The sequence below is a fragment of the Paraburkholderia hiiakae genome, assembly GCF_904848665.1.
Taxonomy (GTDB): domain Bacteria; phylum Pseudomonadota; class Gammaproteobacteria; order Burkholderiales; family Burkholderiaceae; genus Paraburkholderia; species Paraburkholderia hiiakae.
In genome coordinates, this window is sequence record NZ_CAJHCQ010000023.1 from 113,704 (window position 1) to 133,890 (window position 20,187).

Here is a 20,187-nt window from a genome sequence, read left to right on the forward strand (position 1 = left end):
TTGAGGCCTCGTGCAGCTTAGAATGGGCGTATTGGCCGCGACCGCAGCGCATGCCGCCCCGGCCATTCAACGGAACTCTGCGCGCGTCGCCCCTGCGCGGCGCGCCCGAATCAGGAATGCATCCCATGCAAACGCGTATTCGATTTGCCGCGCTCGTGATCGCGGTAGCCACCTCGGCGCTCGGCTGCTCGGCCCAGGCCGACCAGACCACCGATAAAATCAAGTCGGCGCTCCAGACGCGCCTCGGCATCGACGCCAGCGACATCAAGGGCATCACCAAAGCGCCCATGCCGGGCCTCTACGAGATCAACCTCGGCACGCAGATCGTCTACAGCGACGCCAACGGCGACTACGTGCTCAACGGCGAACTTATCGACACCAAGGCGCACCGCAATCTCACCGAGGCGCGCCTGAACGAAATCAACAAGGTCGATTTCTCGAAACTGCCGCTCGAAAACGCGGTCAAGGTCGTGAAGGGCGACGGCAAGCGCAAGATGGCCGTGTTCTCCGACCCGAACTGCCCGTACTGTCATCAGCTCGAAAGCACGCTGAAGTCGGTGGACAACGTGACGGTCTACACCTTCCTGTATCCGGTGCTCTCGCCGGATTCGACGGCGAAGGCCAAGCAGATCTGGTGCTCGACCGACCGCGCGAAGGCGTGGGAGTCGTGGATGGTCGACCGCAAGGCGCCCACGGCGGCCGGCACGTGCGACACGGCCGCCATCGACAGCAATCTCGCGCTCGGCCAGAAGATGAACGTGACCGGCACGCCCACCGTGATCCTCGCCGATGGCACGCGCCTGCCCGGCGCAGTCAGCGCCGACCGGCTCGAACGCGGACTGAACGGCGCGCACTGACGCCTCGCCCGAACCCGCCGGCCGCTTTCGCGGCCGGTGCTTTTTTTGCCCGGCGCTTTTTTGTCCGTGCTTTTTTGTCCGTTCTAGTCCGCCGGGCATACTGAAATTGCATTGCAGCGTCTGCTGACCGAATCTCTCACCGATCCCGCCGATGAAGCCGATCCGATACACCATCGTCCCGAAGAACCCCGCCGCGCATCTGTTCGAGGTGACGCTCACCGTGGAAGACCCCGCGCCGGACGGTCAATGCTTCATGCTGCCCGTGTGGATCCCCGGCAGCTACATGGTGCGCGAGTTCGCACGCAACATCGTCACGCTGCGCGCTTTCAACGACGCAGGCCGCAAGGTGCGCGTGACGAAGACCGACAAGCATTCGTGGCAGGTCGCGCCCGTGAAGGGCGCGCTCACGCTGCGCTACGAGGTCTATGCGTGGGATATGTCGGTGCGCGCGGCGCACCTCGACGACACGGTGGGTTTCTTCAACGGCACGAGCGTGTTCCTCGCGGCGCTCGGCCATGAGGAGGCGCAGCACGTGGTCGATATTCAGCGTCCGGACGGGCACGCGTATCGCCACTGGCGCGTGGGCACGGCGCTCACGGAAGCGCGCGGCACCAAGCGCTACGGCTTCGGCGAGTACACGGCCACGAATTACGACGAGCTGATCGATCATCCTGTGACGCTCGGCGAGTTCACGCTCGCGAGCTTCAAGGCGCACGGCGTGCCGCACGACATCGTGATCGCGGGCCGCGTGGTCGCGCTCGACACCGAGCGTCTCGCCGCCGACCTGAAGAAGATCTGCGAGGCGCAAATCGCGCTCTTCGAGCCGCGCACCAAGCGCGCACCGATGGAGCGCTACGTGTTCATGACGCAAGCCGTGAGCGACGGTTACGGTGGTCTCGAGCATCGCGCTTCGACGGCGCTTATCTGCAATCGCACGGATCTGCCGGTGAAGGGCAAGCCGGAGACGTCGGACGGCTATCGCACCTATCTCGGCCTGTGCAGCCACGAGTACTTCCATACCTGGAACGTGAAGCGCATCAAGCCTGCGGCGTTCGCGCCGTACGACCTCACGCGCGAGGACTACACCTCGCTGCTGTGGCTGTTCGAAGGCTTCACGTCGTACTACGACGACCTGATCCTCGTGCGCAGCGGGCTCATTTCCACCGACGAATACTTCGGCCTCCTCGGCAAGACGATCGCCGGCGTGCTGCGCGGCGCGGGGCGCCTGAAGCAGAGCGTCGCGGAAAGCTCGTTCGACGCGTGGGTAAAGTACTACCGCCAGGACGAGAACGCGTCGAATGCGATCGTGAGCTACTACACAAAGGGCTCCCTCGTGGCGCTTTCGTTCGACCTCGCGATTCGCGCGCAGACGAACGGCCGCAAATCGCTCGACGACGTCATGCGCCTGCTCTGGCAGCGCTATGGCCGCGACTTCTATCGCGGCAAGCCGGTGGGCGTGGGCGAGGACGATGTCGAGGCGCTGATTGCCGAGGCGACGGGCGTGGAACTGGGTGCGCTCTTTAGCGACGCCGTGCGCGGCACGCGCGACCTGCCGCTCGTGGCGCTGTTCGAGCCGTTCGGCGTGACGCTCGAAGGGGAGCCGGAGCGCGGCGCGAAGCCGTCGCTCGGCGCGCGGCTGCGCGGCGGCGCGGAAGCGACGCTTGCCGTGGTCTACGAAGGCGGCGCGGCGCAGAAGGCGGGGCTTTCGGCCGGCGACGCGCTCGTCGCGCTCGACGGCCTGCGCGTGACGGGCGCCAATCTCGACGCGCTGCTCTCGCGTTACCAGCCGGGCGCGAAGGTCGAAATCCACGCTTTCCGCCGCGACGAGCTTCGCATGGCGCGTCTGACCCTCGATGCACCGGAAGTCGCGCGCTACAAGCTCGCCGCCTCCGACAAGCGTGCGCCTGCGCGCGGCTTGCGCGAGCGCTGGCTGGCGGCGTAAGCCGCACGGTGGCGCCAGAAACGGCGTGGGCGCATACCCCACGCCGTTTTTCTATGCCCGCGATTGTTCTATCGCTGCAACAATCCGTCATCGGCGGACTACTTTTTCGGGACGCAGTAAAAAAACACAATGGCTTCACTCGCGCAACGTTGCGCCACTGAGACCCGAAGGAACCACCATGACCACGATCCTGCAAATCAATTCCGCCGCCCGCTCGCAAGGCGCCCAGTCGACGCTGCTCGTCAACGAGTTGACGGCCAAGCTGCAACAATCGAATCCTGGCGCGCAAGTCGTCGAGCGTAACCTGCAAGCCGATCCGCTGCCGCACCTCGACGACGCCGTGCTGGGCGCGTTCTTCACGCCGGCCGAGCAGCGCACGCCGGAGCAGCAGGCCATCGCCGCACGCAGCGAAGCGCTGATCGCCGAACTGCAGGCAGCGGACGTTATCGTGATCGGCGCGCCGATGTACAACTTCGGCGTCTCGTCGCAGCTCAAGACGTACTTCGACTGGATCGCGCGCGCGGGCATCACGTTCCGCTACACCGCGAATGGTCCCGAAGGGCTCGTGAACGGCAAGAAGGTGCACGTCGTTTCGGCGCGCGGCGGCAAGTATCAAGGCACTGCGCACGACAGCCAGACGCCGTACCTGAAGTCGTTCCTCGGTTTCCTCGGCATGACCGAAGTGAACTTCATCTACGCCGAAGGCCTGAACATGGGCCCGGACGCGGCCAGCGCAGCGCTCGCGGGCGCGCGTGAGGCGATCGCTGCAGCGTAAAATTCGCGATTGACTTGCGATTGACGGCTGTAAAAGCAAAAACGCCACGAGAGCGATCTCGTGGCGTTTTTCATTGCGCGGCGCGAAGCTCAAGCGAGCACGAGACCTTCCTCCGGCAAACGCCAGTCGATCGGCTGGCGGCCTTGCGCTTGCAAATACGTGTTGGCCTGAGCGAAATGCCCGCAGCCGAGGAAGCCGCGATGCGCGGAAAGCGGCGACGGATGCGGCGCTTCCAGCACGCAATGCGCACCCGAGACCAGCGCGCGCTTGTTCTGCGCATGCGCGCCCCACAGCATGAACACGAGATGCTCGTGGCGTGCGGCGAGTTGCTGGATCAGCGTGTCGGTGCAACGCTCCCAGCCACGCTTCGCGTGGCTCGCGGCGCTGGCGCGCTCGACGGTGAGCACCGTGTTCAGCAGCAGCACGCCCTGGCGCGCCCAGGCGTCGAGACAGCCGTGCGCGGGTGCCTGAATGCCGAGGCTCGCTGCAATCTCCTTGAAGATGTTGCGCAGTGAAGGCGGCGGGCGCACGGAGGGCGGCACCGAGAACGCCAGGCCGTGCGCCTGCGGCGTGCCCCGATCGTCGCCGTGGTACGGGTCCTGGCCGAGGATCACGACCTTTACGTCGTCGGGCGACGTGAGGCGCAGCGCGCGGAACACATCGGCGGGATAGACGGTCTTGCCGGCGGCGCGCTCGTCATCGACGAAGCGGCACAACGGCGCGTAGGCGTCGCTCGTGATGAACGGTGCGAGCAACTCGCGCCAGGCGGCGGGCAGCGCGTCGAACTGGTCTTCGAGTCGCGTGGTGTCGATTGGGGCCTGCGGCGCGGCGAGTTCGTTGGACATGTCGGATGCGGGCATTACGGCGTGCGTGCGGGCGGGCGCCGGGAATTCGTTGTCGTCGAACAGCGAGAAGATTGTGATCTGACGCGGATCGACTTCGAGCAGCGGCGGCTCTTCGAGCGTGGCTTGCGTCGCGTCGGACAGATCGTCGTCGAACAGCGAGGCTTGCACCGGCATCGCGACGCGCGGGCGTTTCGTGGAGGTCATGGGCGGCAAGTGTCGCAGCAATTGCGCGGTGATTCAATCCGGCGCGAGCGCGGCAGGGCGGGCTTTTACGGCTTCGGCGCTGATGTTGCAACTAACAGCGCCTTTTGCGCACCTCTTGCGCGCTTTTCGGGCGCTTTTGCGCGGCGCATCGAGGTCGCGCTGCGCCGTCCTCAGCCTTCGCGCAGCTTGTATCCGCGCTGGGCCTTGCTGATGTCGTCCGGCGCGAGGCCTGGCAGCGCCTGCACAAGTTCGGCCGCGAGCGTGTGCAATACCGCTTCGTCGCCCGCCTTCAGTTCGAGTTCGATTTCGCAGATCGGCGCGCGGCGCGTTTCGCCGTTCACGTCCGCGATGACTTCGCCCTGATCGATGGCCGCTTCCACCTGCGCGCCGTCGACGTCGAGCGTCCACAGCGTGCGCGTGAAGTCGGTGCGAAAGAGCGGGATCAGGTTCGCGGCGGCATCCGAAAGCGCCGTCGAAACGCCGGCCTCATCGCACTCATGCAGCAGCCTGTCGATTTCGAGCGCTTCGCCCGCCACCGGCATTTCCCACTCGTGCCGAGCGTGCAGCCCGTTTAGCGCCACGCCCACGGTCTTGAACGTCTGCAGCCAGCCTTCGGGCGCGCGGCGCAGCCGCAGCGCGCTCTTTGCGCGCGCGAGCGCAAGCGCCGGCGTGTCGAAGTAGACGTTTTCGAGCCTGATGGCGCGACCGGGCTTACCGGCGCGCGTCTCGAAGAGACGCAGCGCCGCGTCCACCTGGTCGCGCGGCAGCGCGAGCTTGATTTCGCGTTCGATACCCATCGTGCTGTGCAATCAGAAGAACATGTGGGCGAGTTCCGCGCCCGGCTCCGCGGCGCGCATGAACGCTTCGCCCACGAGGAACGTGTGCACGGAGAGCGCGCGCATCTTCTCGACATCGGCACGCGAGAGAATGCCCGATTCGGTCACGACGATGCGGTCTTCGGGCACGTCGTCGAGCATTCCGATGGTCGTATCCAGCGTGGTTTCGAACGTGCGCAGATTGCGGTTGTTGATGCCGATGAGCGGCGTCTTCAGCGTGAGCGCGTGCTTCAGTTCCTCGCGGTCATGCACTTCGACGAGTACAGAGAGACCGAGCGAATGCGCAAGCGCTTCGAGGTCACGCATCTCGCCAGGCTCGAGCGCGGCGGCGATCAGCAGGATTGCATCGGCGCCCATCGCGCGCGCTTCGACGATCTGGTACGGATCGACGATGAAGTCCTTGCGCAGCACCGGCAGATTGCACGCGGCGCGCGCGGCTTCGAGGTACGCGGCGCTGCCCTGGAAGAACTGCACGTCGGTGAGCACGGAGAGGCAGGCCGCGCCGCCTTCGGCGTACGAGCGCGCGATTTCCGCGGGCTGGAAGTTTTCACGCAGCACGCCTTTCGACGGACTTGCCTTCTTCACTTCGGCGATCACGGCAGCCTGGCCGTTGTCGTGCTTCGCGCGCAAGGCGCCGACGAAATCGCGCAAGTCGCGCGTGCTTGCCTGCAGACGTAATTCTTCGAGCGGGGCGCTTTGCTCGGCGGCGCGCACTTCTTCGCGCTTGACCGCAATGATCTTTTCGAGGATGTCACTCATGATGTTCGGGGGCAAAAAACGGTGCTGGATCAGCGTTTGAACTGTTGCGTGAAGCGTACCAGTTCGTCGACTTTGGCGCGCGCGCGGCCGCTGGCGAGCGTTTCGCGCGCAAGCGCGATGCCTTCGGCGATCGAGTTGGCCACGTTCGCCGAGTAGAGCGCCGTGCCCGCATTCAGCGCGACGATCTCGCGCGCGGTGCCCGCTTCGTTCGAGAGCGCGCCGAGCAACATCGCTTTCGATTCGTCGGCGTTTTCGACCTTGAGCGAACGATTCGAGACCATCTGCATGCCGAAGTCTTCGGGGTGGATCTCGTACTCGCGAATCTGGCCGTCCTTCAATTCACCCACGAGCGTGGACGCACCGAGCGACACCTCGTCCATACCGTCCTTGCCGTACACGACGCACACGTGTTTTGCACCCAGACGCTCCATCACGCGCACCTGAATGCCGACGAGGTCCGGATGAAACACGCCCATTAGCTGATTCGGCGCGCCGGCAGGATTCGTGAGCGGCCCGAGGATGTTGAAGATCGTGCGCACGCCCAGCTCGCGGCGCACGGCGGCGATGTTCTTCATCGCGGGATGATGATTGGGCGCGAACATGAAGCCCATGCCCGTTTCGGCAATCGACTCCGCCACCTGGTCCGGCTGCAGGTCGATGTTGACGCCGAGTGCTTCGAGCACATCCGCGCTGCCCGACTTGCTCGATACGCCACGGTTGCCATGCTTCGCGACCTTCGCGCCCGCCGCCGCGACGACGAACATCGAAGCCGTGGAGATATTGAAGGTGTGCGAACCATCGCCGCCCGTGCCGACGATGTCGATGAAGTTCGAGTTGTCCTTCACCTCGACGTGATTTGCGAACTCGCGCATCACCGTCGCGGCGGCGGTGATCTCGCCGATGGTTTCCTTCTTCACGCGCAGGCCGGTGATGATGGCGGCCGAAAGCACGGGCGAAAGCTCGCCGCGCATGATGAGGCGCATGAGGTGGAGCATCTCGTCGTGAAAAATCTCGCGATGCTCGATCGTGCGCTGGAGCGCTTCCTGCGGGGTAATCATGGTGTTGGCCTCTGGGTCAAGCGCTCTTGGTTTGCTTCAGGAAGTTCTCGAACAGCGCGTGGCCGTGCTCCGAGAGAATCGATTCCGGATGGAACTGCACGCCTTCCACCGCGAGTTCGCGGTGACGCACACCCATGATTTCGCCGTCGTCGGTCCATGCCGACACTTCCAGGCAGTCGGGCAGCGACTCGCGCTCGATGGCGAGCGAGTGATAACGCGTGACGTTGAAGTGCTTCGGCAGGTCGGCGAACACGCCTTTGCAGTCGGTTTCGATCTGGCTCACCTTACCGTGCATGATGGTCTTCGCGCGCACGACACGGCCGCCGAACGCTTCGCCAATGGCCTGATGGCCGAGGCACACGCCGAGAATCGGCGTCTTGCCCGCGAATTCGCGCAGCACGTCGAGCGTAATGCCCGCGTGCTGCGGGTTGCTCGGTCCCGGCGAGAGGCAGATGCGCGCGGGGTTGAGCTTCGCGATTTCGTCGATCGTGATTTCGTCGTTGCGGTACGTATGGACGTCTTCGCCGAGTTCGCCGAAGTACTGGACGATGTTGTAGGTAAACGAATCGTAGTTGTCGATCATGAGCAACATGGTCTTTTCTCCGCTCAGAAGTCGCTGTCGAGGCCGTCCTGCACCTGCTCGGCGGCGCGCAGCACGGCGCGCGCCTTGTTCTCGGTTTCTTGCCATTCGGACTCGGGCACCGAATCCGCAACCACCCCGGCGGCGGCCTGCACATACAGATTGCCGTTGTGGATCAGGCCGGTGCGGATCGCGATCGCGAGGTCCATTTCGCCGTTGAACGAGAGATAGCCGACCGCGCCGCCGTAGAGGCCACGCTTCACCGGCTCCAGTTCATCGATCAGTTCCATCGCGCGCACCTTCGGCGCGCCCGAGAGCGTGCCGGCCGGGAACGTGGCCCGCAGCACGTCGAAATTGTTCATGCCGGGCTTGAGCTTGCCTTCCACCGAACTCACGATGTGCTGCACGTGCGAGTACTTTTCGATGATCATCTTGTCGGTCACGTTCACCGAGCCAATTTCGGCGATGCGGCCCACGTCGTTACGCGCGAGGTCGATCAGCATGACGTGCTCGGCGATTTCCTTCGGATCATTCAGCAGTTCGGTCGCGAGTTCGGCGTCGCGCTCGGGCGTGTTGCCGCGCGTTCGTGTGCCTGCGAGCGGTCGGATCGTCACGATGCGGTCCTCGCCGCGCTTTTCCTGGCGCACGAGAATTTCCGGCGACGCGCCCACCACGTGGAATTCGCCGAAGTTGTAGTAGTACATATACGGCGACGGGTTCAGCGAACGCAGCGCGCGGTAGAGCGAAAGCGGATTGTCGCGATACGGCTTGGTGAGGCGCTGGCCCACTTGAACCTGCATCAGTTCGCCCGCAGCGATGTATTCCTTCGCCTTGCGCACGGCGGCGAGGTAATCGTCCTTCTTGAATTCGCGGAACGTTTCGGTGCGCACGCTTGCCGAGGTCACCGGCGGTTGCACCGTGGTGCGCAGGCGCTGCTTGAGTTCGCGCAGGCGATGCTTGGCCTTGGTGTACGCCTCGGGCGTTTGCGGATCGGCGTAGACGATCAGGTAGAGCTTGCCCGCGAGATTGTCGATGACCGCGACTTCTTCGGTCAGCAGCAACTGGATGTCGGGCAGGCCGAGATCGTCGGTCGGGCAAGTGTCGGCAAGCTTTTTCTCGATGTAGCGCACCGCGTCGTAGCCGAAGTAGCCCGCGAGACCGCCGCAGAAGCGCGGCAAGCCCGGACGCTGCGCGACCTTGAAGCGCGCCTGGTACTTCGCGATGAATTCGAGCGGATCGTCGTTATGCGTCTCGATCACCTGGCCGTCGCGCACGACCTCCGAAACGCCGTTGCGCGTGCGGATCAGCGAGCGCGCGGGAAGGCCAATGAACGAGTAGCGCCCAAAGCGCTCGCCGCCCACCACGGACTCCAGCAGGAACGAGTTGGCGCCGCCGCGCTCGGGCTGCGCGAGCTTGAGGTACAGCGAGAGCGGCGTTTCGAGATCGGCGAGCGCTTCGGCGATCAGCGGGATGCGGTTGTAGCCCTCGTTGGCGAGGGACTGAAATTCGAGTTCGGTCATGTTCCGATCCTGTTCGTGCTGCCGGTCGCGGCGGGTGCGGGCCCAGTGCGGCTCAAAACGGGGCGCGCGGTGAGCGCGAGGCGTTTGTTTTTTGAGTGCTAGATGGCCGCTGGCGCTCGCTCGTGCGGCCCGATAAACGCACTAAAGCGCCTGCCGGGCCGGCGTGCAGTACATCGACGGAAGGTGAGGCGTAGCCGCTCGCGCCTCGCGCACCTCGCCGCGAACGGCGAAACAACACGCAAGGACAACGAAAGCCAACAGCCAGACCAGCCGAAGGGTTACCGCAACAGTTTAGAGTCGAGACACGCGCGAGTGCGCAGCGAAGTAAAAAACGGTGCTGAAGACGTACTTCAGCGAACCTCGGGTGAGGTTAGCGCGACCAGCGACGCCAGGGCCAGGCTCCCCGGTCGATCGTGCTCAGACTCCGTTTTTTATTCAGAAACATGAGGATAGTTGACGTTCAGTTGAGAACTTAAGTCAGATCATTGTGCGCTGCGATCGCCTTGGCGGCGTCGAGCAGCGAGGCAACTATACCATCCGATTCAATTTTTTGTACAGGCTGGCCGTGGTTGTAGCCGTAGGGCACCGTGAGCGTGGCCATGCCGGCCGCGCGGCCCGCAATCGCATCGTTCTCCGAATCGCCGATGGCCACCGCCGCTGCGGGCTTCACGCCCAGGCGCTCGCACGCCGTGAGCATCGGCAGCGGGTCGGGCTTCTTCTTCGCCAGACTGTCGCCGCCGATCACCACTTCGAAGCACTGCGCGAGGCCGTACTGCTGCAAAAGCTCAACGGCGAAGCGGTGCGGCTTGTTCGTTACGCACGCAAGCCTGATGCCCTGGTCGCGCAGCGCGGCCAGGCCCGCAACGACCTCCGGGTACAGGTGCGTATAGCGGCCGTTGATCTTCCCGTACTCGTCCTGGTAGAGCGCGAGCGCCTCGTCAAAGCGCGCCTCCACGTTGTCGGCCGCAAAACGCGGCGCAAGCACGCTGCGGATCAGATGCTCCGAGCCCTTGCCCACGTAGCCCATCACTTCTTCGCGCGTGGTTTCCTCGGCGTCGAGCTGCGCGAGCATGCCGTTCAGGCCGGCGGCGAAGTCGTCGGCGGTGTCGACCATCGTGCCGTCCAGGTCGATCAGCGCCGCTTCGATGCGCGGCGCAGTGAACTTGACGGGGGCGTTCATTTTGCGCTTGCAGTGCTTGCTACGGTCGCGAGCTGCGCGCGCATTTCGTCGATCACGGTCTTGTAATCATGCTTGCCGAAGATCGCCGAGCCCGCCACGAAGGCGTCCGCGCCAGCCGCCGCGATTTCGGCGATGTTGTCCACCTTCACGCCGCCGTCCACTTCGAGGTGGATTTCGCGGCCCGTGCGCGCTGTGTAGGCGTCGATCTTCGCGCGCGCCTCGCGCAGCTTGTTGAGCGCCTCGGGAATGAACGACTGGCCTCCGAAGCCCGGATTTACCGACATGATGAGCACGAGGTCGAGCTTGTCCATCACGTGGTCGAGATAGTTCAGCGGCGTGGCCGGGTTGAACACGAGGCCCGCCTTGCAGCCGTGGTCGCGGATCAGCGAGAGCGTGCGGTCGATATGGTCCGAGCCTTCAGGGTGGAAGCTGATGAGGTTCGCACCGGCCTTGGCGAAGTCGGGCACGATGCGGTCGACCGGACGCACCATCAGATGCACGTCGATGGGCACGTTCACGTGCGGGCGGATCGCCTCGCACACCAGCGGGCCGATGGTGAGGTTCGGCACGTAATGGTTGTCCATCACGTCGAAGTGGATCCAGTCGGCGCCGGCAGCGACGACGTTGCGGACTTCCTCGCCAAGACGCGCGAAGTCGGCGGAGAGAATGCTGGGGGCGATGCGGAATTGCGTCATGGCGGCCATCGGAAAACTGTCGGAAAACCCTATTTTACCGTCAGTAGGAGAGCCTTTCGCGGCGGACGCCACGGGCTGCGCCGGGTTGCGGGTGCCCGTTGCATCAAGCAGAATGCCAAACCATGTGCCGCGCCTCGCGGCGCGCTCGCGAGCAGCCTTGCTGCGCGGGCGTCTCAGTCAACGGACTCAGCAGCCGCACCCGGGCGAATGGAACAAGGATGAGCCAGTACGAATTCAGCGTGACATCGCAGGTGCGCTACCTGCCCGAAGAGTCGGACCCGGAGCGCCGGCAATATGCCTTCGCCTACACGCTGACCATTCGCAATACCGGTCAGGTGAGCGCCCAGCTTATCGCGCGCCACTGGGTGATCACCGACAGCGAAAATCATGTGCAGGAAGTGAAGGGGCTCGGCGTGGTCGGCCATCAGCCGCTTTTGAAGCCGGGCGAGCAGTTCGAGTACACCAGTTGGGCCGTGATCGCGACCCCGGTGGGCACCATGCGCGGCGAGTACTTCTGTGTAGCCGAGGACGCCGAGCGTTTCGAGGCGCCCGTGCCCGAGTTCGTGCTGCGCATGCCGCGCACGCTGCATTGAACCGCCGCGAGAATTCGGGGTCTGCTAGTCCTGACGCCGATCGTCGCGCGAGGCCTGTTTCTTCCTGCCCGACGCGGTCCACACAACGATGAAAACCAGCAGGAACAGCGCAAGGAGCGCTTCCAGACCAAACATGAGCATCGGGTATTCGTCGAGCAGTTCTGACATGGCGGCATCCATCGAGAGCCAGTATTGTAGGCATGATTTTGACGTCGATTCAGGTCTCGATGTCTCGGTGATGCCGGGATTCACAAAGACGCGATATCGCGCGGGGTCGGTGCTTCGGCGCGGCGGCGCCCGGTTCGGTGGCTGGTTGGGCGCCGTTTCGCTGGCGGCGTTGCTTGCCGCATGCGGCGGCCCGAGCTACGTGCACAACGCCCCGCCCAAGGGTGCGCCCACGCTGCCCTCGCAGCTCGCCGCGCAACGTCTCACGCCGGTTGCGTGGCAGCAGGTGCCGGGCTGGCAGGACGACTCGCTGATCGGCGTGACAGCGGCGCTGCGCGCAAACTGCACGCGCCTCGCGCGCGACCCTCGCTGGCAGCGCGCGTGCTCGGCCGCCTCGCAGCTCGATGACCTCGACGCCTCGAGCGCGCGTGTATTCTTTGAAACGTATTTCACCCCCTATCAGTTTGCCAACAACGACGGCACGCTCGACGGCCTCGTGACCGGCTACTATGAGCCGCTGCTCCATGGTTCGCGCACGCGTCACGGCATCTACCAGACTGCGCTGTATCGCTGGCCGTCCGGCTATCGTCCGGGCGCCGCGATGCCGCCGCGCGCGCAGCTTGAACGCTCGGGCGCGCTTAACGGCAACGAGCTCGTGTGGGTGGACGATCCGATCGAAGCGTTCTTCCTGCAGGTGCAGGGCTCGGGGCGCGTCGTGATGGAAGACGGCAGCGTGATGCGCGTGGGCTTTGGCGGCACCAACAACCAGCCGTACAAGTCGATCGGGCGCTGGCTGCTCGACCGCGGCGAACTCACGCCTGCGCAGGCGACCATGCAGGGCATCAAGACGTGGGCGCGCGCGAACCCGACGCGCGTGGACGCACTCCTCGACACCAATCCGCGCTTCGTGTTTTTCCGCGAGATGGCCGGCTCCGAGGGCGACACGCAGGGTGGGGCGGATGGCCCGATCGGTGCGCTGGGCGTGCCGCTCACGCCGGAACGCTCGATTGCCGTCGATCCTTCTTCGATTCCGCTTGGCACGCCGGTGTTTCTGCAGACGACGCGGCCGCTCACGAACACGCCGCTGAACCGCCTCGTGTTCGCGCAAGATACGGGCACGGCGATCAAGGGCGGCGTGCGCGCCGACTACTTCTGGGGCCTTGGCGACGATGCCGGCGATCTGGCCGGCAAGATGAAGCAGGGCGGCCGTATGTGGCTGCTTTTCCCGAACTCGTGATCGCGGCAGCGCTTGCCGCGCGCGCAGAGTGAAAAAGCCGGCGACTGCCGGCTTTTTCTTTTGCTTCGCGTCGCGAGCCGCGGTTACTTCGACCGCTTGTCGATCACGCGTCTGGCCTTGCCGACAGAACGCTCGATGCCGTTCACTTCCAGCACGTTCACCTTGCACGTCACGCCGATCAGCGCCTTGATGTCGTAAGCGAGCGCCTTGCTTGCCGCGTCGAGCGCGCCGTAATCGGGTGCGGTTTCCGGGCACGGTTCGCAGTTGAGCGACATCACGTCCATCGGACCTTCCTTCGTCAGGATGATCTGATAGTGCGGCGCGAGCGCCGGCTGCTTGAGCAGCAGTTCCTCGATTTGCGTGGGAAACACGTTCACGCCGCGGATGATCAGCATGTCGTCCGAGCGGCCCGTGATCTTTTCCATGCGGCGCATGGTGCGCGCCGTACCAGGCAGGAGACGCGTGAGGTCGCGCGTGCGATAACGGATGATGGGCAGCGCTTCCTTCGTGAGCGACGTGAAGACGAGCTCGCCGAATTCCCCGTCTGGCAGCACTTCGCCGGTTTCCGGGTTGATGATCTCAGGGTAGAAGTGATCTTCCCAGATCGTCGGGCCGTCCTTGGTTTCCGCGCATTCCGAGGCGACGCCTGGGCCCATCACTTCTGAAAGACCGTAGATGTCGACCGCCGTGATGCCCATGCGCTGTTCGATGGCACGGCGCATGTCGTTGGTCCACGGCTCCGCGCCGAAGATGCCGATGCGCAGTGAGCAGGTGGCCGGATCGATGCCCTGGCGCTCCATTTCGTCGGCGATCGCGAGCATATAGCTCGGCGTGACCATAATGATGTCCGGACGGAAGTCCTGGATCAACTGAACCTGCTTCTCGGTCTGACCGCCGCCGAACGGAATCACCGTGAGGCCCGCGCGTTCCGCACCATAGTGCGCGCCAAGGCCACCCGTGAAGAGTCCGTAGCCGTAGCTGATGTGCACCTTGTCGCCGCGTCGCGCGCCCGCTGCGCGCACCGAACGCGCGACGAGGTTCGCCCAGGTGTCGATGTCGCGCGCCGTGTAGGCAACCACGGTCGGCTTGCCCGTCGTGCCCGAGGACGCATGGATACGCGAAATCTGGTCTTGCGGCACGGCGAACATGCCGAAGGGATAGTTGTCGCGCAGATCCTTCTTCGTGGTGAACGGGAAGCGCGCGAGATCGGCGAGCGACTGTACCTGAGACGGATGTACGCCTGCGTCGTCGAATTTGCGGCGATAGACCGGCGAATTCTCATAAGCATGGTTCAGCGACCATTTCAGGCGCTCAAGCTGCAGCGCGGCAAGCTCGTCACGGCTCGCCTTTTCGATGGTTTCGAGCGGCAGCGTGGTACTCATGGGTGTCTCCTGGATCTTAAGAACTTTACTCGTGACGCGTGAGGAATCGAGAAGGGGAAACCCGCTTCACGTTGCGACTGGAATGACATTGCCGCGAATCTGCGCGGACTTGCCTCGGAAAAGCGCGACGGTTTCGCCTGCCCGGTTCGTCACGCGGATGTCGTAGACCCCGTTGCGTCCCGATAGCACCTGTTCGACGGCTTCGGCGGTCAACACCTCATCGCGCAGGACGGGACGCAGGAACTCGATCGAGCAGCCAGCCGCTACGGTGTTGATGTTGTATGAATTGCACGCGAAGGCGAACGCCGAATCCGCGAGCGAGAAAATCATCCCGCCGTGGCAGGTCTGATGGCCGTTGAGAAACTCGGGCCTTACGGCCATGCGCAGGCGCGCGTAACCGGCGCGCACTTCGAGGAGCTCCATGCCGAGCGCGTGCGTGCAGCCGTCGGATTCGTACATCGCTAGCGCGGCCGCGCGGGCGAGTTCATCGGGGGACATGCTGTCCTCAGGCAGTTGTGAGACTTGCGTGGACATCTCAGCGGCCCTCGAAATGCGGTGCGCGTTTTTCGATGAAGGCTTGAACGCCTTCTGCGTAGTCGTACGACGCGCCCAGTTCGCGCTGCAGATCGCGTTCGAGATCGAGTTGCAGGTCGAGCGTGTTCGTGGCCGATGCGCGCAGCGCTTCGCGCGTGGCGACGATGGCGCGCGTAGGTTGCTGCGCGAGGCGTGCTGCGAGCGCGCCGGCCGTTTGCGCGAGTTCCGCGTCGTCGGTCACTTGCCAGACGAGGCCCCAACTCTCCGCCTTCTCCGCGCTGAGCTTTTCCCCGGTCATGGCGAGCCCGAGTGCGCGCGCCATGCCCACACGCTTGGGCAGGAACCACGTGCCGCCGGAATCGGGCACGAGGCCGATCTTCACGAACGCCTGAATGAAGCTGGCGGAGCGTGCGGCGAGCACGAGGTCGCAGGCGAGCGCGAGATTCGCGCCAGCGCCTGCCGCGGTGCCGTTGACGGCGGCGATCACGGGCATCGGCAGCGCCTGCAGGCGCTTGATCAGCGGATTGAAATGCTCGTCGATGAGGTCGCCCAGATCGGTCATCGCTCCCGGCGTGAAGTCGAGATCGGCGAGATCCTGGCCGGCGCAGAAACCCCGGCCCGCGCCCGTTAGCACGAGGGCGCGCGCGCCGGCTGCGACGACTTCGTCGAGCGCCGCGGCAAGCTCGCGGTGCATGGCGCGCGTGAAGCTGTTGAGCTTGTCCGGGCGGTTCAGCGTGATCGTGGCCGCGCGGGTGGATGCGTCGATTTCGACGCGGATCGCATCGTAGGGCATCGGTTGTCTCCTGTCGGAGGGACTTAAGCGCTTCAGCGCTTAGTCCCGCTCCATGCAAAGCAGTCTGCTGCTATCTGCTGCCTGAGACCGCCGAACGCATCGCCCGGCGGCCGGTCGATACTGCGCGCGTTATGCCTCGACGCGTTCGATCGCGAGGGCAATACCCTGGCCGACGCCGATGCACATCGTGCAAAGCGCGAAGCGTCCGTTCGTGCGCTCCAACTGATGGAGCGCCGTCGTAACGAGTCGGGCGCCCGAAGCGCCGAGCGGGTGGCCCAGCGCAATCGCACCGCCATTCGGGTTCACGCGCGGATCGTCGTCGGCAATGCCGAGTGCGCGCAGCACGGCGAGACCTTGCGAGGCGAACGCTTCATTGAGCTCGATCACGTCGAACTGGTCCAGTGACATGCCGAGCTGTTTGAGCAACTTTTGCGTAGCGGGCGCGGGTCCGATGCCCATGATGCGTGGCGCGACACCAGCGGTGGCCATACCGAGCACGCGCGCGCGGCGACGCAGCCCATACTGCTTTGCGGCCGCCTCATTGGCGAGCAGCAGGGCGCAGGCGCCGTCGTTGACGCCCGAGGCGTTGCCCGCCGTGACCGTGCCGTCCGGCTTCACGACGCCCTTGAGCTTGCTGAGCGATTCGAGCGAGGTCTCGCGCGGGTGCTCGTCGAGCGTCACGCGAACCGGGTCACCCTTCTTTTGCGCGATCTCGACCGCGACGATTTCCTGCGCGAGCGTGCCGTCCTTCTGCGCGCGAGCCGCTTTTTGCTGGCTGCGCAGCGCGAACGCATCCTGATCGGCGCGATTGATTTTGAATTCTTCCGCGACGTTTTCCGCCGTTTCCGGCATCGAATCGACACCGTACTGCTGCTTCATCAGCTTGTTGACGAAGCGCCAGCCAATGGTCGTGTCGTAGATGGCCGCTTCACGCGAGAACGCCGAAGCAGCCTTACCCATGACGAACGGCGCGCGCGTCATGCTTTCCACGCCGCCTGCGATCATGAGGCGCGCTTCGCCGGCCTTGATCGCGCGAGCCGCACTGCCGACAGCGTCGAGGCCCGAGCCGCACAGGCGGTTGAGCGTGCCGCCCGGCGCGTCGGTCGGCAGGCCCGCGAGCAGCGCGGCCATGCGCGCGACGTTGCGATTGTCTTCGCCGGCCTGGTTGGCGCAGCCGTAGAGCACGTCGTCGAGCGCGCTCCAGTCCACGCCGGGATTGCGTTCCACGAGTGCGCGGATGGGCACGGCGGCGAGGTCGTCCGCGCGGACGTCCTTGAGGGCGCCGCCGTAGCGGCCGAACGGGGTGCGAATCGCGTCGCAGATGTAGGCTTCGGTCATCTCGGGTTCCTGGGGCGCGAGCGCAGAAGTGCACTCACGCCTTGCATGCTAGAGGGATGGGCAATCGGGCGCCATTCGGCCGAACGGCATAGGCCGTTCAGCTGGCTACCGCGGGGGCTGCTTTCGGTTCAACATGAACGCGGCTCTGAACCACGCGGAAGCGGTTCGCCACGAAGGCGGCGTCGGCGAGTGCGGCGTTCGCCGCGGGGTTCGCACCGGTGCCGTGGAAGTCCGAGAACGCAGCCGACTGATTCACGAACACGCCGCCCGTCAGGTTGATCGAGAGCGCCACGCCGCCGGTGATGGCGGCTTCGTGAGCCGCTTCGATCACGGCGTCGTCAGTACTGTAGACGGAGAGCGTGAGCGCGCCGTGGTCGCGCGCGGTCTCGCCGGCCAGCTTGAGCGACTGGTCAGTCGAATCCGTGGCGATCACGAACGAGATCGGGCCAAACCATTCGCGTGTGAACTGGGCGGCGTCGCGGGCTGCGTCGAGCGAAAGCACGAGCGGCGTGCGTACGCGAGCGCCGGTGAACTGCGGGTGTTCCAGCGTCTGGCTGTCGGCGAGCACGGTGCCGAGCTTGCGGGCCTCGTCGATGCGAGCGGTTACGCCTTCATTCTGGATCGCGCCGAGCACTTCGACGGCGCGCGCCGGGTCGGACACGAACTTCTGCACGGCGCCGGCAATCGCCTGGGCGACGGCCTCGAAGCTCACTTGGCCTTCAGCGGTGCGAATGCCGTCGCGCGGCACATAGATGTTCTGCGGAGCCGTGCACATCTGGCCCGAGTAAAGGGAGAGCGAGAACGCAATGTTGCGGGCGGCGGCCTTCAGGTCGTCCACGGAGTCGATCACGATCTGGTTCACGCCGGCCTTTTCCGTGTAGACCTGCGCCTGGTGTGCATTGCGCTCGAGCCAGTCGCCGTTTTGCGTGCTGCCCGTGAAGTCGATCAGCTTGATCTCGGGGCGCAGCGCGAGCTGTTGCACGAGCGCGCCGTCGTTGGGGGCGGTGGCGAGCAGCGTCACGACGTTCGGATCGAAGCCGGCTTCGCGGAGGACGTCACGCGCAATGCGCACGGTGATGGCGAGCGGCAGGATCGCGCCCGGGTGCGGCTTGACAATAACGGTGTTGCCAGTCGCGAGATCGGCGAAGAGGCCGGGGTAGCCGTTCCAGGTCGGAAACGTGCAGCAGCCAAGTACGAGGCCGGTGCCGCGCGGCACGATGGTGAAGCGCTTTTGCATCGCGAGCGGCGGGTTTTTGCCCTGCGGCTTTTCCCAGTGCGCGTCGGCGGGAATGCGGCGCAACTGGTCGTATGCATAGGCGACGGCTTCGAGCGCGCGGTCCTGAGCGTGCGGGCCGCCGGCCTGAAACGCCATCATGAATGCCTGGCCGGTCGTGTGCATCACGCTGAAGGCGATCTCGAAGCTCGCGCGGTTCAAGCGCTCGAGAATCTCGAGGCTCACGCCTGCCCATGCCTGCGGGCCGGCTGCGCGCCAGTCGCGCCGGGCGTTCTGAGCGGCTTCGATCAACTGATCCGGCGTCGACTTCGGATAGCGCGCGCCGAGCGCGAAGCCGAACGGCGAGGTCTCGCTGCCGACGGTTTCGCCGGTCGACGGCTGATCGAGTTCGAAGGCGTGATTCAGGTGGGCCTTGAACGCGGCTTCGCCGTCTGCGCTAGCGGTTTCCCCGTACACTTTGGGGCTAGGCATTTCGGCGAACGGGCTCCAGTAGCCACGGGTCTCGATGGCGGCAAGCGCTTTTTGAAGCGCGCCCTCATGTTTGGCGAACAGCGAATGTGTCATGGCTCAACGTTGGTAGAGAGGGTGGACAGGGCCCGCATCAATTAATTGACCGACCGGTTGGTTGGGCAATGTTAGCATTAGTCAAAGTTCGGCGTAAAAAATTTTTTTGGGGACTTTCTTTAGATGGAAGGAGGAGCTATGGGGTACGAAAACATCCTGGTCGATACGCGTGGCAAGGTCGGACTGATTACGCTGAACCGGCCAAAGGCGCTCAACGCGCTAAACGATGCGCTCATGGACGAACTGGGCTCAGCGCTCAAGGCGTTCGACGCCGATGAGGGCGTTGGTGCGATCGTTATCACGGGTAGCGAAAAGGCCTTCGCGGCCGGCGCGGACATCGGGATGATGGCGACCTACACCTTCATGGATGTGTACAAAGGCGACTACATCACGCGCAACTGGGAGACGATTCGCACGATTCGCAAGCCGATCATCGCGGCGGTCGCGGGCTTCGCGCTAGGTGGTGGCTGCGAACTGGCCATGATGTGCGACATGGTCTTCGCCGCCGATACGGCGAAGTTCGGTCAACCCGAGATCAAGCTGGGTGTGATTCCGGGGGCGGGCGGTACGCAGCGTTTGCCGCGCGCGGTATCGAAAGCGAAGGCAATGGATCTGTGCCTGACCGCGCGGATGATGGGTGCGGAAGAGGCGGAGCGTGCCGGGCTTGTATCGCGAGTGATTCCGGCCGCGGATTTGCTGAATGAAACGCTCGCAGCGGCGGCGACCATCTGCGAATTCTCCTTACCCGCCGTCATGATGGCGAAGGAGTCGGTGAACCGCGCCTACGAGACGACGCTCGCGGAAGGTGTGCACTTCGAGCGCCGCATGTTCCATTCGCTCTTCGCAACGGAAGATCAAAAGGAAGGGATGGCGGCCTTCGTCGAAAAGCGCAAGCCGGCGTTCAAGAACAAGTAACGACTCGGCGGGATTCGATCGCTGCGAGCGGCGGTCGAATTTATTTCTGGCCCCCCCTTGCACAGCGCCGGCGGGGGCGCTAAGATTCGCCCCCTTCGCAGTTCGATGTCTCTGACGTCGGGTCAGCGAAGGCCGCCGCGGAAACCGGCGGGCGCAGGAGTCGGCAGCTTTTTCAAGCGGT

General features: G+C 64.7%; 19 protein-coding genes. 6 read left to right on the forward strand and 13 right to left on the reverse strand.

The annotated features are described in order from the left end of the window. Positions 1-125 precede the first annotated feature (125 nt). The 3 genes from JMY28_RS32330 (at position 126) to JMY28_RS32340 (ending at position 3,574) form a co-directional block, all read left to right on the forward strand. Positions 126-857 carry a DsbC family protein gene (locus tag JMY28_RS32330; RefSeq protein ID WP_201699951.1) on the forward strand — a complete coding sequence of 244 codons (732 nt, stop codon included), beginning with the start codon at positions 126-128 and terminating at the stop codon, positions 855-857. Between the two features lie 151 nt (positions 858-1,008). After that, complete coding sequence (locus JMY28_RS32335; protein ID WP_201699952.1) at positions 1,009-2,799, forward strand: M61 family metallopeptidase; 1,791 nt, start codon at positions 1,009-1,011, stop codon at positions 2,797-2,799. Between the two features lie 178 nt (positions 2,800-2,977). Further along, positions 2,978-3,574 carry an FMN-dependent NADH-azoreductase gene (locus JMY28_RS32340; RefSeq protein ID WP_201699953.1) on the forward strand — a complete coding sequence of 199 codons (597 nt, stop codon included), beginning with the start codon at positions 2,978-2,980 and terminating at the stop codon, positions 3,572-3,574. An 89-nt stretch (positions 3,575-3,663) separates the two neighbouring features. On the opposite strand, the gene JMY28_RS32345 is transcribed toward JMY28_RS32340, so the two are convergent. From JMY28_RS32345 to rpe, 8 genes are all read right to left on the reverse strand, one after another. Beyond that, entirely contained in the window at positions 3,664-4,623 is a 960-nt protein-coding gene (locus tag JMY28_RS32345) for a uracil-DNA glycosylase (protein ID WP_201699954.1), read from the reverse strand. Between the two features lie 170 nt (positions 4,624-4,793). Further along, positions 4,794-5,420 carry a CYTH domain-containing protein gene (locus JMY28_RS32350; RefSeq protein ID WP_201699955.1) on the reverse strand — a complete coding sequence of 209 codons (627 nt, stop codon included), beginning with the start codon at positions 5,418-5,420 and terminating at the stop codon, positions 4,794-4,796. 12 nt (positions 5,421-5,432) lie between these two features. Then, a complete protein-coding gene (gene trpC, locus JMY28_RS32355) occupies positions 5,433-6,218 on the reverse strand; it encodes an indole-3-glycerol phosphate synthase TrpC (protein ID WP_201699956.1) in 786 nt (261 codons plus the stop codon). Positions 6,219-6,247: 29 nt separating this feature from the next. After that, positions 6,248-7,276, reverse strand: a complete 1,029-nt coding sequence (gene trpD, locus JMY28_RS32360) for an anthranilate phosphoribosyltransferase (protein ID WP_201699957.1) — start codon at positions 7,274-7,276, stop codon at positions 6,248-6,250. 16 nt (positions 7,277-7,292) lie between these two features. Continuing rightward, complete coding sequence (locus JMY28_RS32365; RefSeq protein WP_069269170.1) at positions 7,293-7,868, reverse strand: aminodeoxychorismate/anthranilate synthase component II; 576 nt, start codon at positions 7,866-7,868, stop codon at positions 7,293-7,295. A gap of 14 nt (positions 7,869-7,882) precedes the next feature. Beyond that, positions 7,883-9,376: an anthranilate synthase component I gene (gene trpE / locus JMY28_RS32370; protein WP_201699958.1), complete on the reverse strand. Its 1,494-nt coding sequence runs from the start codon at positions 9,374-9,376 to the stop codon at positions 7,883-7,885. A 472-nt stretch (positions 9,377-9,848) separates the two neighbouring features. Beyond that, positions 9,849-10,556: a phosphoglycolate phosphatase gene (locus JMY28_RS32375; RefSeq protein ID WP_201699959.1), complete on the reverse strand. Its 708-nt coding sequence runs from the start codon at positions 10,554-10,556 to the stop codon at positions 9,849-9,851. Continuing rightward, entirely contained in the window at positions 10,553-11,251 is a 699-nt protein-coding gene (gene rpe / locus JMY28_RS32380) for a ribulose-phosphate 3-epimerase (protein WP_201699960.1), read from the reverse strand. Before rpe ends, JMY28_RS32375 begins: the two co-directional genes overlap by 4 nt. Positions 11,252-11,469: 218 nt before the next feature. Between rpe and apaG the strand changes: the two genes are divergently transcribed. After that, the gene (gene apaG, locus JMY28_RS32385) at positions 11,470-11,844 is read left to right on the forward strand and encodes a Co2+/Mg2+ efflux protein ApaG (RefSeq protein WP_028208771.1); all 375 of its coding nucleotides are present in this window, start codon (positions 11,470-11,472) and stop codon (positions 11,842-11,844) included. A gap of 88 nt (positions 11,845-11,932) precedes the next feature. Further along, the gene (gene mltA, locus JMY28_RS32390; protein WP_201699961.1) at positions 11,933-13,246 is read left to right on the forward strand and encodes a murein transglycosylase A; all 1,314 of its coding nucleotides are present in this window, start codon (positions 11,933-11,935) and stop codon (positions 13,244-13,246) included. A gap of 83 nt (positions 13,247-13,329) precedes the next feature. On the opposite strand, the gene paaK is transcribed toward mltA, so the two are convergent. The 5 genes from paaK to paaN form a co-directional block, all read right to left on the reverse strand. After that, positions 13,330-14,628 carry a phenylacetate--CoA ligase PaaK gene (gene paaK, locus JMY28_RS32395; RefSeq protein WP_201699962.1) on the reverse strand — a complete coding sequence of 433 codons (1,299 nt, stop codon included), beginning with the start codon at positions 14,626-14,628 and terminating at the stop codon, positions 13,330-13,332. A 66-nt stretch (positions 14,629-14,694) separates the two neighbouring features. Beyond that, entirely contained in the window at positions 14,695-15,162 is a 468-nt protein-coding gene (gene paaI / locus JMY28_RS32400) for a hydroxyphenylacetyl-CoA thioesterase PaaI (RefSeq protein WP_201699963.1), read from the reverse strand. Between the two features lies 1 nt (position 15,163). Then, positions 15,164-15,955: a 2-(1,2-epoxy-1,2-dihydrophenyl)acetyl-CoA isomerase PaaG gene (gene paaG / locus JMY28_RS32405; RefSeq protein WP_201699964.1), complete on the reverse strand. Its 792-nt coding sequence runs from the start codon at positions 15,953-15,955 to the stop codon at positions 15,164-15,166. A gap of 129 nt (positions 15,956-16,084) precedes the next feature. Then, the gene (pcaF, locus tag JMY28_RS32410) at positions 16,085-17,293 is read right to left on the reverse strand and encodes a 3-oxoadipyl-CoA thiolase (protein ID WP_201699965.1); all 1,209 of its coding nucleotides are present in this window, start codon (positions 17,291-17,293) and stop codon (positions 16,085-16,087) included. A gap of 97 nt (positions 17,294-17,390) precedes the next feature. Then, positions 17,391-19,091, reverse strand: coding sequence for a phenylacetic acid degradation protein PaaN (paaN, locus tag JMY28_RS32415; protein WP_201699966.1), 1,701 nt, complete (start codon positions 19,089-19,091; stop codon positions 17,391-17,393). Positions 19,092-19,229: 138 nt separating this feature from the next. Here paaN and JMY28_RS32420 point away from each other — a divergent pair, with 138 nt between their 5' ends. Further along, a complete protein-coding gene (locus JMY28_RS32420; protein ID WP_201699967.1) occupies positions 19,230-20,006 on the forward strand; it encodes an enoyl-CoA hydratase in 777 nt (258 codons plus the stop codon). Positions 20,007-20,187: the final 181 nt, after the last annotated feature.